The following is a 13857-nucleotide window of genomic DNA, read 5'->3' as shown; positions in this document are numbered from 1 at the left end:
CTTCTCTATTTATTCAACACAATAAAAGCGCTATCCTACCACTTTAGACAAGCAAGCGTCAGCTTTTTACCGAGGCTTAGGAGCACAATGGCCAACCGCGAAAAATATGTCGATAGCGCTCGTCGCACGACAAAGAAGCCCAACAAAAGCGGGCAGTTTCGAGTTATTGGCGGCCAATGGAAAGGTCGAAAGTTAAAGTTTTTTGAAGTGGAGGGACTCAGGCCAAGTCTGGATCGTGTGCGCGAGACGTTATTTAACTGGTTGCAAAGTGACATTCATGGGGCTCGTTGCTTGGATCTATTTGCTGGCTCTGGAGCCGTTGGGATAGAAGCATTATCACGTGGAGCGGCTAGTGTTGATTTTGTTGAGCTGAATAAAAAAGCTGCGCGACAACTGGAGTCTAACTTAGGTTTGCTTGGAGCTGAAATGGGTAGTTTGATGCACCAAGACGCCAAGCAATTTCTACTGCAAGAACACCAGCCCTACGATATCGTTTTTTTAGATCCCCCCTTCCATCAGGGCTTAGCACAAGAAGTTGTAAGTAAGTTAGCGCAAACTAACTTGCTGAAAGAAGAGGCTCTGATTTATTTAGAAATAGAACAGAAGCTTGAAGTCGAACTGCCCGAAAATTGGCAGCTACTAAAGGACAAAAAAGCGGGCCAGCTGCAGTATCGGTTGTATCGAGTAAGTTAGCTGGTGTATAGCACCCGAATGAGGTGGTAACCGAAACGTGTTTTAACCGGACCAATGACGTTTTTTTCGTCACTGTCTTTAGCGAAAACAGCTTGATCAAAAGGCTTTACCATTGCGCCCTTTTTAAACTCTCCAAGATCGCCGCCCTGCTTTTTTGAGGGACACATGGAATGTTTTTTGGCGAGTGTCGAAAAATCAGCGCCCTTCTCTATTTTAGTCTTAAGCGCTTGAGCTTCTGCTTCGGTTTTAACCAAGATGTGTAATGCTGCGGCTTTATTGTTCATAAGGTGTTGTCTTTGATGTTTCTAGAATGAAGGAGATGATAGCACATATACATCAAAGCGATTGCCTTTGCTTTCGATGCTCATCGAGGGTTTTTGGTTGTTGAGGAAAGGCGCGTAGCTGGGTCTTTTGACCACCACGCGGTATTTGGCGTGGTTAAGTGCGACGGGCAATAGTTCGTCTGCATCGGGGTCGTCGCCAACCAACAACTTCACTAAGCGCATTTCTTTTTTTACCGCAGCGCTCTTGGACTTCGGTGGGAACATCGGATCCAAGTATATAATATCAGGCTGTTGTTGCTGACTTAAGTGCTCTATCAACTGCACGGACTGGCCTTGATATAGGGAAAAGTCCGAGTGAAATAATTCAACATTGGATTGCTGAGCACGTTGGATCGCATCATCAAGCAAACTGGCAACAAAAGGTGAGCGTTCGATCATGCGCAAAGAGCAGCCGAGGCTGCGAAGCTCTGCAGCATCCCTACCCAAACCGGCGGTTGCGTCTAAAATATTGGGGTTCCAGTTATGCTTGAGTCCGCACGCCTTGGCGATATGTTGCTTACGCCCTCCTCCATGTTGACGTCGATAGGCGATAGCACCCGATGTTAAATCGAGCGTAAAGCTGGCTTCTTTATTATCCAGTGGCGCAGCGAAAGACAAAAAAGGCTGTGGATTCTCGAGGTTATAGTAGAAGTACCCCTCATACTGGCTGACTTGAGATTGGTCAGTGACAGTTGGCAAGTCCCTCAGTAAACTAGGAGCTTGTGGAGTATTGGGCTTGGCTAAAAAAGCAAAGTTCATTGACACAGAAAATCCTACAGTAGAAGCTAAAAAAGCAAATTAAATTATTATGATAGAAACAGACGCATTGAATATAGAAATACAGGTTTCAGTCGCATCCTCAGAGCAAAACCCGCTTGAATTATTAGCTTCTGCGAGCGGTTTGTCAAAGCAGAAAGTCAAAGATGCGATGGCAAAAGGTGCGGTTTGGCTGTCAAAAAATAACAAGAAAACGGGTACTGCGAGACCTATTCGTCGTAAGAACAGCAAAATAAAAGAGGGTGATCAGCTGTTTTTATACTATAACGAAAAGGTCTTAGGTGAAACGGTTGAGATGCCCGAGTTGGTCGCAGATGAGGGTGATTATTCGGTGTGGAATAAACCCTACGGGGTTTGGGCGCAAGGTTCAAAATGGGGCGACCATTGTTCTATAGGTCGATTAGTAGAGCAATACTTTGATTATAATCGCCAAACTTATGTTGTGCACCGGCTGGACCGGGCAGCATCGGGATTGATGGTACTAGCGCACAATAAAAAAGTTGCCGCAGCCTTATCCCAGCTCTTTGCAAAGCGAGAAGTGGAAAAGATCTACCGTGCGCAGGTGAATGGGCGGTTGCCAGAGCCGCAGGTCACAATTAATCAAGCCATTGATGGGAAGCCGGCTAAAAGTCATGCTAAAGAAATCAGCTTTGATGGCGATAATAGTCACGTTGAAGTGAGGATCGAAACGGGGCGCAAGCATCAAATCCGGCGTCACTTAGCCAGCTTGGGCTGCCCTATTGTGGGTGATCGGCTACATGGAAATGGTGGTGATGACGATATGGATTTACAGCTTCAAGCGTACCAACTGAGCTTCGTGTGCCCTATTTCAAAAGAAAAAAGCCACTATCAACTATAGTGGCTAAGATAAGAGTACTCTCGATATTGGGCTAAACGACCTCTACGGTTTCAGGCTTGCGCAAGAAGAACACGGCCAAAAATATGAGGTATAGAGGGTAAATAACTATCGACGCTATGCTAAAAATAACACTAACTTCAAACAATCCTAAAAGTAGCGAAATAACGGCTAAAATCACTAAATATGACGGTAAGTCGCGGTGATTGGCGAGTAAAAGGATGCCAATCACAATATCTAGAATACCGAAGATAACGATACAAATGACACCAAAGATATGAACACCTGTGGTTGTCCAGGCTAGGGCATAACCCAAGTTAGCAAGGACATCCGATATAAAGATCCCACTATAGAAAATGGCTGAGTTAATGATAATTAAGGTTAGTAATACATCAACCTTTTTAAAATTAAGCTGATCATGGAGTATCTTCTTAAGATACGCATATAAATAGATAGAAATAGCACCAATAAAAAGGAAAACCCAGCTATAAATGTCTAACTTAGGTTGAATAAGCCCTGCCCAGTTAGCAACTTCCTCTAGTCGGGAATTAAACATAAGCACCCAATAAACGGGGAATATAATTGCCAGAAATAGGGCTATGATCCCCGGTAGTAAATAGTCTTTCTTCATGAATGTCTCCATTATTATTTATTCCGTTTCCGGTTTATCGTCAACATACGCGAGAATATCGCCAGGCTGACAATTCAGTTCTTTGCAAACCGCCTCTAAAGTAGAAAATCGGATAGCCTTAACTTTGCCATTTTTTAACAAAGAAAGGTTGGTCATCGATATGCCGATTTTCTGCGAAAGTTCTTTGAGTGACATTTTATTTTTTGCCATCTCAATATCTAAATTGATTTGTATTTTCATGCTGAAAGAATACGATCGTGTTTATTGTAAGTCAATATATATTTTATGTTTATCATAAAATAATGTCTGTTTATCATGTTTTCTAAGTGGCTCAGTATGGGTTGGATGGTCTTATAAGGCTTGATACTATGGAGCAGTTAATAACATGATGAGAAATGGTATGAGCAACAGATTGCCTTTAACTGAGCCAGTCGTTGAGCAAGCACGGAAATGTCAGCTGTGTGATGATTTGCCGCTTGGGCCGAAGCCGATACTTCAGTTTAGCCCCGACGCAAAGATTCTAATAGCGGGCCAAGCACCAGGGAAAATTACCCATGAGCGTGGACGCCCTTTTGATGACGCGAGTGGCGTTAGGCTCCGTGAATGGCTCGGTGTGGAAGAAACAACCTTTTATGATGAAAAGCAGTTCGCTATTTTACCCATGGGTTTTTGTTATCCCGGTAAAGGGAAATCAGGTGACCTCCCTCCTCGCCCAATTTGTGCTCAAACTTGGCAGCATAAACTTTTAGGACACTTGAAAGAGTTGGAGTTGGTAGTGGTTATCGGCCAATATGCCTTACAGTGGCACCTCGGCATCAAAAAGTCACAAGCGATAACCCCCATTGTTAAAGATTGGGCAAAATATCAGGAAATAGACGTTAAAAGTAGCGAAGGTGTTGATAATGGCATCAAAAAAGCCGTAACTTACTTTCCCCTGCCCCACCCTAGCCCACGTAATAATATTTGGCTAAAAAAGAATCCGTGGTTTAGAGAAACTTTGTTGTCTGAGTTGCAAGAATCAGTATTTAAGGCTCTGTTTTAAAAGATTTTTTTAAGATATGGGTGAATGTTGCCACACCCTTTTCACGAGCCAGTTTGACGTTGTTGTCGGGAATTGATTCTGGATCATCATAATTCTCCAGGGCTCGGTCGAGACTTGCTTCACGAAGAATATGCAGGATCGGGTAAGGTGAGCGATTGGTATAGTTAGCGGGATCATCTTTATCCAACCCGTCAAAGCAATAGTCAGGGTGAAAACTGGCGATTTGATAAACTCCGCTGTATTCCAGCCGCTCAAGCAGCTGATTGCTGTAATCCACCAAATCAAGGTAATCATCAAAGGATTGGAAGCCTTGAGGAAGAATGATTAAAGTGGTTTCGACACTAGGATTTTGCTCAAGAAAAGTTAACTCATCAACGAGCTCATAAAGCACAGGCTCGATGCTATTCGACGACGATACCGTATAGTTAATGGTATTTTTAACAAATTCACGACGTGCGAATGGGCAGAAGTTATAGCCAATAACCGTTTGTGATAGCCAATAACGGACACTAGCAATGATATTGTCAGTTGGAAGATCGACCATTAGAGTCTTATTTCGTTGAATTGAGCCGATTGTAGCAGATTCGCTAAGAGCCCGCTTAGAATAAAGCACGATGCTTTAAGTGCCGTGGAATTACTCTAAATAAGGCTTTAAGTCGTCTGGTATAGGCATGGTTTTGAAAGGGGACACATTAGCGCCGCCGGTGTTGCCGGTAGGGTACTTTCCAACTAATGAGCCTGCTGACCCGATAATTCTGACGATTTGCCCAGTTATTTCACGAAAACTTCTTATTTTTAAACCAACTCTTAGCATCCAGTAGTGACTTTTTACATGGCGCCAATAATGGGGTTGACCCAATATATGAGCCCGTTCAAAGTGATGAAATGCGGAATTAAATGCTTTATTATCAAATAGTTGTATGCCAATCGAGAGTTCTTTCTCAAATTTTTCTTTCAGTGTATTGGATGACATAAGATACCTCGCAGAGAAGGGTTGTTCTGTGGCCCAGTTGTTTGACAGACTAGTTGGTTTGTTATTAAATGGCAACATATTTTAATGTCTGATCTGCCTTTGTCGGAGCTGTGGTTAAAAGAAAGCCACCGTTTACAGAGGAGAGGGAATATCATGTCGACAGATAACACTGGCTCAACTAACAAGACTTCAAACGTCAACACTAAAAAACACGTTACCCAAAACCAAAATACCAGAACCGTTAAATTTGGTCGCTTTGTTGTTAATCACCCTTGGATTGTGTTGCTAGCATCACTTGCTTTGCTTTTTGCAGCCATGTTTGGGGCGAAGTTTCTAGTCATAAAGCCAGATTATAGGGTGTTTTTCGCAGAAGATAACCCACAATTGATAGCTTTTGACCACATTCAAGATACCTATGACAAAGCGGACAATGTCATGATGGTATTAACCCCGAAAGAGGGGGAGGTCTTCAGGAAGGATACGCTTAAGACCATCCAATGGTTAACCGAAGAAGCTTGGCATGTGCCTTATTCGACGCGTGTCGACTCAGTGACCAACTATCAGCACACTTGGGTCACGCCTGAAGATGAAGATTATATGTTGGTGGGCGCTTTACTGTGTGTGCCAGCGAAGTCTGCTGACTTTGATAGTACTTGTGAACATGAGTCCGCCACTCCTGAGATGATAGATAGCCTATCTCAGCAAGATCTGGATCGGTTAGAAGCTATCGTAAAAAATGAGCCACAAGTCGTTAACCGCATGATTAATCCGGAAGGAACTGTTACTGCCGTTAATATTACAGTTCAGATGCCGGACGATAAGGACTTGGAAGGTTTAGAAGGCGAGGAGCTGGCTGAGAAAAAGGCGGAGATTCTAACCGCAGGACAAATTGTTGCGGACTATGTGCGTGACTTACAAGCTCAAGTCGAGCAACGTAATCCGAACCTTGAAGTGCGCCTGACTGGTGTTGTCATGATGAATACCGCGTTCGCGGAGACTGGTCTTGGCGATATGATGACGCTAACCCCCATCATGCTGTTGCTGGTTATTCCGCTAGCTTTGTTTTTCATGGTACGCAGTATCAGCGGTACGATTGGTAGTGTATTGATCATTATCTTCTCGATTGCTGGTGCGATGGGCATGGAAGGGTGGTTAGGCATATTCTTAACCGCGCCAGTATTCTCAGTACCAACGGTAGTGGCGACCATGGCGGTGGCGGATTCGGTGCATCTGCTAGTGACCTATATGCAGAATCTGCGCAACGGTTTGGACAAAAAAGACGCCATGGTAGAAAGTATTCGTATTAATATGATGCCGATCTTTTTGACCAGTATCACCACGGTGATTGGCTTCTTAACCATGAACTTTAGTGACGTACCGCCATTAAGAGACTTGGGTAATGTAGTGGCGATGGGCGTTACATTTGCCTTCATTTTCTCGATAACGTTTTTACCAGCCTTTATTACGCTGTTACCCACGAAAGTGCCGAGTGCGCGTTCGGCGAAACATGAAAAAATAGATCAGTTTGCTGACTTTGTGGTGGCTAAACGCAAAATGTTGTTACCAGTGATGGTGGTGATTTGCGTGGGTGTGATTGCCTTCTTGCCGAAAAATGAATTGAACGATGAGTTCGTCAAATACTTCGACGAAACTATCGACTTCCGCGTGGACTCGGATTACACCGCTGAAAATCTGACAGGGCTTTATACCATGTTTTACGCCGTGCAAAGCGGTAAAGAAAACGGTATTCATGAGCCACAATTCATGTCGACCTTACAGGACTTTGTAGAATTCGCAGAAGCCCAGCCGGAAGTCATCCACGTACAAAGTTATACCGACGTCATGAAGCGTTTGAATAAAAGTATGAACGCTGATCGAGAAGAGTGTTATGCCTTGCCGGAAACAAGCTTAGAAGAAAACTGTAATGAAGTTTTAAAAGAGCCGGAAGAGGGCACGGATCTGAATACGCGAATTAGGGAGCTAACCGCACAGTTTACACTGATGTATGAAATGTCTTTACCAAAAGGCATGGATTTAAATAACCAGGTCAGCAGTGACAAGGGTGGTACGAGAATACAAATCGCGTTACATAACCTATCAAGCGTCGAAGTATTGGCGTTAGAAGAAACTTTCGCTAAGTGGTTCGAACAAAATGCACCTGAGTATCAGGTTCAAGGCTCAAGCCCAGCAGTGATGTTTGCTCACGTCGGGCAGAATAATATTTACTCGATGTTAGAGGGTACGGCATGGGCATTGGTATTAATCTCCTTGCTACTAATATTCGCTTTACGTTCACTAAAACTGGGTTTATTGAGTTTAATTCCTAATATTATCCCTATGGCAGTCGCGTTTGGTATTTGGGCCATCTTCCAAGGCCAAGTTGGCATGGGGTTATCGGTCGTAACCGGCATGACGCTGGGTATTGTGGTCGATGATACGGTGCATTTCCTGAGCAAGTATTTGCGGGCCAGACGCGAAAAAGGTTTGGATTCGCATGAGGCCGTGAAGTATGCCTTCCAAACAGTGGGTATGGCACTTACGGTAACCACCATTGTCTTAGTATTAGGTTTCTTAGTGTTAGGAATGTCACACTATGTGATGAATAGTCACATGGGAATTTTAACGGCGATTACCTTAGCAGCGGCGCTAATCATAGACTTCTTATTGTTGCCTCCGTTGCTGATGTTGCTTGAACCAAAAAAGAAGAAACAAACGAATTAATTCATTAAAACAATCGATTAGGAGTAATTGATGAAAAAATTAATGCTATTGGCCAGCTTGTTGTTAGCCAGTGTTGTAGCGCAAGGCGATGACGCAAATAAACGAATCGCTGAGATAACAGATGCCAAAGCTAAAGGTCTAGCGGTCGCTAAAGAAATGAAGGCCCGCAATACAGGGTGGGGCGATAGTGAAGCGAAGATGACCATGATTTTGCGCGACAAGGGCGGTAATGAAACTGATCGCAAAGTACGCGTTAAGAGCCTTGAGGTCGAGGGTGATGGCGATAAAGGCTTAAGTATTTTTGATGAGCCTCGCGATGTAGAAGGTACTGCTTTTTTAACCTATTCGCATATCGAAGGTAATGATGACCAGTGGTTATATTTGCCCGCGTTAAAACGTGTGAAGCGAATTTCTTCATCGAACAAATCAGGCCCTTGGATGGGCAGTGAATTTGCTTATGAAGACCTATCGTCGTTTGAAGTGGAAAAGTATGATTATAAGTTTCTGCGCGAAGATGAGATCGAAGGCGAAAAGGTCTACGTGGTGGAGTCATATCCAACCTATGACAACTCTGGTTACAGCAAGACAGTCACTTGGGTTGACCAAGCGCACTTCCGTGTTCACCGCATTGAATTTTTTGATGAAAAAGGTGATGCATTGAAAACAATGGATGTGTCAGAGTTTAAACAATATCTCGATAAATTCTGGCGCGGTCATAAGCAGGTCATGACAAACCATCAAACAGGGAAAAGCACTGTGGTAAAATGGAGTGACTACGAATTTAACACTGGTCTTGATGAGAATGATTTTAACAAGAGCAGTTTAAAAAGAGCTCGTTAATGAACGCTACTGTTGAAAAAACAGCCGTCAGAAACGCTGACGCAACCAGACAAAAGATTCTTGATGTAGCCTTTGAGGAGATCCTTCTTAAAGGCTACCAAGGTCTCCGTGTGGATGGTGTTTTAAAGAAAACCGCGCTGACCAAAGGCGCGTTTTATCATCACTTTGGGAGTAAGAAAGAGTTAGGACATGCAGTTATTGAGGAGGTATTGAGACCGTGGATTTATGAGCGTTGGATTACGCCATTACAAAATATCGATCACTCAATTGATGGCTTAATCGAACTGCTGAAAGAAGCCCGCGATGAAATGACGGCCTGTGAATTACATACGGGGTGTCCACTCAACAACCTAACCCAAGAAATGTCGCCACTTGATGAGTCCTTCAGAACGCGAATTGTCGCAATCTGGGATGAATGGCACCAAGCCCTAGCGGAAGTGCTAGAGCGCGGACAACGACTTGAACAGGTCAAGTCTTCATTAAAACCAGAAAATGTAGCACGATTCTTAATCGCAACCATGGAAGGCATTATTGGGCAATGTAAATGTTATATGAGCGATGCTGCCTTTTACGATGCCGGGGAATGCCTGCAAGACTACTTGGAAAGCCTTAGAGTAGAAAAGGCATAAAATAGTTAATTGAAATCGTGCAGATTCTTATAAAGTGGTTTTAGCTGTTTATAGAGACGCTTGTAAGTTTTTTGATAAAGTTCCTGATAGATTTTAACGTTTTCAGGTTTCGGTTCGTATGTCTTCCCTTGTCTGCACATTGCGCTAGAAGCATCTGCGTAGCTTTCGTAAATACCAATACCGACAGCAGCGTTGATGGCTGCACCTAGTGCTGAAGTTTCATAGGTGTGCGGTCTTATCGCTGGCAGGTTAAAAATATCGGCTGTTAGTTGCATACTGGTTGCGCTTTGTGAGCCGCCGCCTGAAACGAATAGCTGTTCAATCTTCTGGTGCGTTTTGCGTTCTATGCTTTCTAACCCATCCCGTAAGCCGTAAGCAATACCTTCCAAGATTGCATGGTAAACATGGGCTTTTGTGTGGGAGTCTTTAAACCCAATAATAGCACCGCGTGCTTCTGGCCCTGGAACTTTAACACCTGGAGACCAGTAAGGCTGTAACATGAGGCCATCTGAGCCAGGGGGAATATCGGCAACGGACTCTTCTAATATTTGTTCAGTAGCAACACCGCGTTCTTGTGACAATAGCTTTTCAGCATGTGCGAACTCTTCTTTAAACCAGCTGACCATCCAGTATCCGCGGTGGATTTGAAATTCTAAGGTATAGGAGTCAGCGATTGACGAAGGGTAGGGTGGGATAAAGCGTATTGGCTCTATGTACTTGTCACTGGTAACATTAATGGTGGCTGTAGTGCCATAGCTTAAACAGGCTTGGTTTGGCTGCAAGCAACCGGAGCCTAATACTTCAGATGCTTTGTCAGCGCCAGCTGCTATGACCGGTAACCCTTCTGGCAGTCCGGTGCTTTGAGCGGCATCGGATTTAATCTGCCCTATGATGTCGCCGGGCTTGACCAGTTCAGGAAGTTGGTTGGGGCTAATTGGTGCGATTTGCCACTTCCAGTCAGAGGGTTTGGCCCAGCGATGATGTTTATAATCAAAGGGGATGTAGCTGACTTGGGATGCTATGGAGTCTCTATAATTTCCAGTAAGTTGATAGTTTAGGTAACCAGACAAAAGCAAATACTTATGAGTGTTTTTCCAAACTTCAGGTTGGTGATGAGCAATCCAAGCGGCCTGACAGCTGGATTGGAAGTTGTCTAAAGTGGCGTTCAGTCCGGCCAGCTTAAAAAGGTATTTCCAATAACCAGTTAGTGGCTGAGAGTGTTCAAATTGACGTTGATCAGTCCATATAATGGCGGGACGAAGAGGGCGCCCTTCTGCATCTAGGTTGACAACTGTGTTGCGTAATGTGGTGACGCTAATAGCTTGAATATTGTCGAAGTGTTCTTTAGCAGTAGACTTCAGCCTTTGGCAGGTTAAACAAAGTGTATCCCAGAAGATATCAGGCTTAAGTTCATACCAACCTGGATGGGGAGATTGGTAGTCATTAAAAGGGATTTGGCTTTTGGCCAGAATATTGCCATGAACATCAAAGATAATGGCACGTAGACTTTGCGTGCCATTATCAATCGAGAGTAAGGTTTTGCTGCTCAACTACTGGCCTATACCAGAATGGCGCAGTAGTGCATCAGGCGAAGGCTCGCGGCCTCGGAATGCTTTAAACAGTTCAGCAGGCTCTTGGGAGCCGCCTTTATGTAATATGTTGGTTAGAAAATCATGGCCAGTCTTCGGGTTGAATATACCTTCTTCTTCGAATCGTGAGAATGCGTCAGCGGACAACACTTCGGCCCATTTGTAGCTGTAGTAACCGGCAGCATAACCTCCAGCAAAGATATGTCCGAAACTATGCTGAAAACGGTTAAAGCTTGGTGGCTTGATAACCGACACTTGTTGGCGAACCTGATCTAATTGTTCTTGGATGCGATCAGGGTTGGCAGGATCAAACTCGCTATGGATTTTGAAATCAAAGAGCGAAAATTCTAGTTGTCGAACCATTTGCATTGCTGATTGGAAGTTCTTAGCAGCAAGCAAACGATCGAGTTTTTCAGCAGGGAGAGTCTCGCCGGTTTCATAGTGACGAGCTATCTTAGCTAAGCCTTCTTTTTCCCAACAAAAGTTTTCTAAGAATTGGCTGGGTAGCTCCACGGCATCCCAAGGTACACCGGAAATACCAGCCACTGAAGCATGATCAATTTGAGTTAACATATGGTGTAAGCCGTGACCAAACTCATGAAACAGGGTAGTGACTTCATCATGAGTGAAGAGTGCTGGGGTATCACCTACAGGCCCGTTAAAGTTACAGGTCAAGAAAGCGACAGGTTTTTGTATACCATCAGCCGTTCCTCGGCGACCAATACAGTCAGCCATCCAGGCGCCACCACGCTTATTACGGCGTGCATATAAATCTAAATAAAAGCTAGCAATGTACTTTTCGTTGAGATCATAAATATCAAAGAAACGTACATCCTCATGCCATGTATCGACATCTTCGCGTTCTTGAAATTGTATATTGAAGAGTGTACCAGTAATTTCGAACATGCCTTTGATTACTTGGTTTTCGGGAAACCAGGGGCGTAACTCTTCCTGTGAGATGCTGTAACGCTCACTCTTCAGTTTCTCGCTGTAATAAGCTAAGTCCCATGCATGAAGTTCCTCAATGCCATGCTGTTTGCGTGCATAGTCAGTGAGCTCTTTTAAATCTTGTTCAGCTTGAGGTTTGGACTTTAACGATAACTCGGTTAAGAAGTTTATAACTTCGTCAGTTGATTGGGCCATTTTTGTTGCTAGTGATAGTTCACCATAGTGTTCAAAATCTAAAAGTTGTGCCAATTCATGTCTAAGATTTAGAATTTCTGGCATCAAGTCACTATTATCAAACGTTCCTGCGTTCGGCCCTTGGTCGGATGCTCTAGTCGAGAATGCTGTATAGGCTTCCTTTCTCAACTCGCGGTTATTCGCATGCATCATCACTGGTAAATAGGATGGGAAGTCTAATGTAATACGATAACCATCGACACCTGCGTTTTCAGCAGTTTGTTTGGCCGCTGCGATAGCAGATTCTGGCAAGCCATCAAGGGCATCTTCAGAGTCAAAGTCTTTATGCCAAGCCATGGTCGCATCAAGTAAATTCTGTTCAAATTTAGACGTTAACTCTGATAACCGCTTTTGAATCTCGCCGTATCGTTTTTTCTTGTCATCACTCAAAGACACTCCTGAGAGTTTAAAATCTCTAAGGTCATCCTGAAGAATTTTCTTTTGAACACTGTCAAGATTCAATGCTTCAGCTTTTCCATTCAGTGCTTTGACCGCGTTGTATAATCCTAGATGCTGTCCCATTTCTGTGCCGTAATCAGAAAGCAAAGGCAAACAGGCGTTGTAAGCTTCACGAATCTCATCGGAGTTGGCGACTGAATTTAAATGGCTGATTGGGCTCCACGCTCTATCCAGACGGTCATTAATATCTTCAAGTGGTTTAACGAAGTTATCCCAAGTAATGCTGTCTGGCTTAAGCGTGTCGGTCAGCTCATTTATGGCTGCTTTGCTATCCTTAATAATAGCTTCAATCGCTTCTACCATGTGTGATGGTTCTATTTTCTTGAAAGGTGGAAGTGATGTTAGATTCAATAATGGGTTAGACATAATTACCTACTTGGATGTTTTGCTTAATTCATACAACTTTACTTCTTTCGATAACGCATAATATGCGGATAAATTTGCAAAAATAAAGCCTCTGAAACCGGAAAAACAATAGCGGTAAATAAAGTAGTTCCTGATAAATTCTAATGGGTAAATCAAAATGAGCTTAAGCAGAGAAGGCTTTTTACCTTTATTAAATTTTTCTTGTGCCTTGAGTGTCGAGTATTTGTTATATTTTTCAGTGAGTTGATCGATGTTGGAGTAGCCATAATGATTAAAAAATTTGTTGGTATGTTTTAGCTTTCCTTTAATTTCAGGCCCTTCATGAACTAAGTTGTTAATATAGTACTGAACATGTTCTTTTTTAAATAACCGAGTGTTTGTTGGTAATCGAGTAAGTTTTGAAAAAAAGCGACCAATGAAGAGATCATTACGGCGACATTTTAGCGCAACAAAGTCATGCTCGGAGCTTATAAAGTGTTTAAAGGCTTCAATAAGATCAGGCGTTAGCTCTTCATCGGCATCAAGGTTCAGAACCCAGTCATTTTTACATAGGCTCATGGCGTATTGCTTTTGTTTGGCGTATCCAGCCCAATCATGATGCAATACTTTAGCGCCTTTCGACTCGGCGATAGATTTTGTGTTGTCGGAGCTGCCACTATCAACTAGGATGATTTCCGAGAATTGCTGGCAGCTGTCAAGAACGCGAGCGATATGTTGCTCTTCATCTTGAGCGATGATGAAAACGCTAATAGGGATCTTATCCATAAACTGAGTTA

At 43.4% G+C, this 13857-nt stretch carries 15 protein-coding genes; 6 read left to right on the top strand and 9 right to left on the bottom strand.

Features of this window, described 5'->3' with window-relative positions; translation table 11 throughout:
- Positions 1 to 87 precede the first annotated feature (87 nt).
- A complete protein-coding gene (gene rsmD, locus TQ33_RS11160; RefSeq protein ID WP_046562108.1) occupies positions 88 to 693 on the top strand; it encodes a 16S rRNA (guanine(966)-N(2))-methyltransferase RsmD in 606 nt (201 codons plus the stop codon).
- On the opposite strand, the gene TQ33_RS11155 is transcribed toward rsmD, so the two are convergent.
- Together TQ33_RS11155 and TQ33_RS11150 are read right to left on the bottom strand one after the other, a co-directional pair.
- On the bottom strand, positions 690 to 977 hold the full coding sequence (locus tag TQ33_RS11155; RefSeq protein ID WP_046562107.1) for a peptidylprolyl isomerase: 288 nt from the start codon (positions 975 to 977) through the stop codon (positions 690 to 692). The genes rsmD and TQ33_RS11155 overlap by 4 nt on opposite strands.
- 21 nt (positions 978 to 998) lie before the next feature.
- On the bottom strand, positions 999 to 1775 hold the full coding sequence (locus tag TQ33_RS11150; protein WP_046562106.1) for a class I SAM-dependent methyltransferase: 777 nt from the start codon (positions 1773 to 1775) through the stop codon (positions 999 to 1001).
- 49 nt (positions 1776 to 1824) lie between these two features.
- On the opposite strand from TQ33_RS11150, the gene TQ33_RS11145 reads away from it, so the two are divergent.
- Positions 1825 to 2652: an RluA family pseudouridine synthase gene (locus tag TQ33_RS11145; protein ID WP_046562105.1), complete on the top strand. Its 828-nt coding sequence runs from the start codon at positions 1825 to 1827 to the stop codon at positions 2650 to 2652.
- A gap of 31 nt (positions 2653 to 2683) precedes the next feature.
- Here the strand turns inward: TQ33_RS11145 and TQ33_RS11140 are convergent, their stop codons facing one another.
- Both TQ33_RS11140 and TQ33_RS11135 read right to left on the bottom strand, forming a co-directional pair.
- A complete protein-coding gene (locus TQ33_RS11140) occupies positions 2684 to 3205 on the bottom strand; it encodes a hypothetical protein (RefSeq protein WP_144405978.1) in 522 nt (173 codons plus the stop codon).
- A gap of 93 nt (positions 3206 to 3298) precedes the next feature.
- Positions 3299 to 3520, bottom strand: coding sequence for a helix-turn-helix domain-containing protein (locus TQ33_RS11135; RefSeq protein WP_046562103.1), 222 nt, complete (start codon positions 3518 to 3520; stop codon positions 3299 to 3301).
- A 160-nt stretch (positions 3521 to 3680) separates the two neighbouring features.
- On the opposite strand from TQ33_RS11135, the gene TQ33_RS11130 reads away from it, so the two are divergent.
- Entirely contained in the window at positions 3681 to 4322 is a 642-nt protein-coding gene (locus TQ33_RS11130) for a uracil-DNA glycosylase family protein (protein WP_046562488.1), read from the top strand.
- Here TQ33_RS11130 and TQ33_RS11125 read toward each other — a convergent pair.
- Together TQ33_RS11125 and TQ33_RS11120 are read right to left on the bottom strand one after the other, a co-directional pair.
- Positions 4306 to 4866 carry a DUF1415 domain-containing protein gene (locus TQ33_RS11125; RefSeq protein ID WP_046562102.1) on the bottom strand — a complete coding sequence of 187 codons (561 nt, stop codon included), beginning with the start codon at positions 4864 to 4866 and terminating at the stop codon, positions 4306 to 4308. The genes TQ33_RS11130 and TQ33_RS11125 overlap by 17 nt on opposite strands.
- 90 nt (positions 4867 to 4956) lie before the next feature.
- Positions 4957 to 5295, bottom strand: coding sequence for a DUF3703 domain-containing protein (locus TQ33_RS11120; protein ID WP_046562487.1), 339 nt, complete (start codon positions 5293 to 5295; stop codon positions 4957 to 4959).
- Between the two features lie 153 nt (positions 5296 to 5448).
- On the opposite strand from TQ33_RS11120, the gene TQ33_RS11115 reads away from it, so the two are divergent.
- From TQ33_RS11115 to TQ33_RS11105, 3 genes are read left to right on the top strand one after another with little or no spacing between them, the layout of a single operon-like run.
- Entirely contained in the window at positions 5449 to 8016 is a 2568-nt protein-coding gene (locus TQ33_RS11115) for an efflux RND transporter permease subunit (protein ID WP_084617012.1), read from the top strand.
- 30 nt (positions 8017 to 8046) lie between these two features.
- Positions 8047 to 8856: an outer membrane lipoprotein-sorting protein gene (locus TQ33_RS11110; protein WP_046562101.1), complete on the top strand. Its 810-nt coding sequence runs from the start codon at positions 8047 to 8049 to the stop codon at positions 8854 to 8856.
- Positions 8856 to 9485 (top strand): TetR/AcrR family transcriptional regulator, encoded by a 630-nt coding sequence (locus TQ33_RS11105; protein ID WP_046562100.1) that lies wholly within the window; start codon positions 8856 to 8858, stop codon positions 9483 to 9485. The genes TQ33_RS11110 and TQ33_RS11105 overlap by 1 nt, the downstream gene beginning before the upstream one ends.
- A 5-nt stretch (positions 9486 to 9490) precedes the next feature.
- Here TQ33_RS11105 and TQ33_RS11100 read toward each other — a convergent pair whose 3' ends face one another.
- Genes TQ33_RS11100 through TQ33_RS11090 form a run of 3 tightly spaced genes read right to left on the bottom strand, consistent with a single transcriptional unit; the run spans position 9491 to position 13846 of the window.
- The gene (locus TQ33_RS11100) at positions 9491 to 11035 is read right to left on the bottom strand and encodes an FGGY-family carbohydrate kinase (RefSeq protein WP_046562099.1); all 1545 of its coding nucleotides are present in this window, start codon (positions 11033 to 11035) and stop codon (positions 9491 to 9493) included.
- Positions 11036 to 13081, bottom strand: a complete 2046-nt coding sequence (prlC, locus tag TQ33_RS11095; RefSeq protein WP_046562098.1) for an oligopeptidase A — start codon at positions 13079 to 13081, stop codon at positions 11036 to 11038. It abuts the gene before it with no gap.
- A 6-nt stretch (positions 13082 to 13087) separates the two neighbouring features.
- A complete protein-coding gene (locus TQ33_RS11090) occupies positions 13088 to 13846 on the bottom strand; it encodes a glycosyltransferase family 2 protein (protein ID WP_046562097.1) in 759 nt (252 codons plus the stop codon).
- Between the last annotated feature and the right edge of the window lie 11 nt (positions 13847 to 13857).

Source organism: Kangiella geojedonensis, assembly GCF_000981765.1.
Lineage (GTDB): Bacteria > Pseudomonadota > Gammaproteobacteria > Enterobacterales > Kangiellaceae > Kangiella > Kangiella geojedonensis.
Note: the sequence above shows the minus strand (reverse complement) of the source record. Positions and strands in the feature narration are given on the sequence as shown.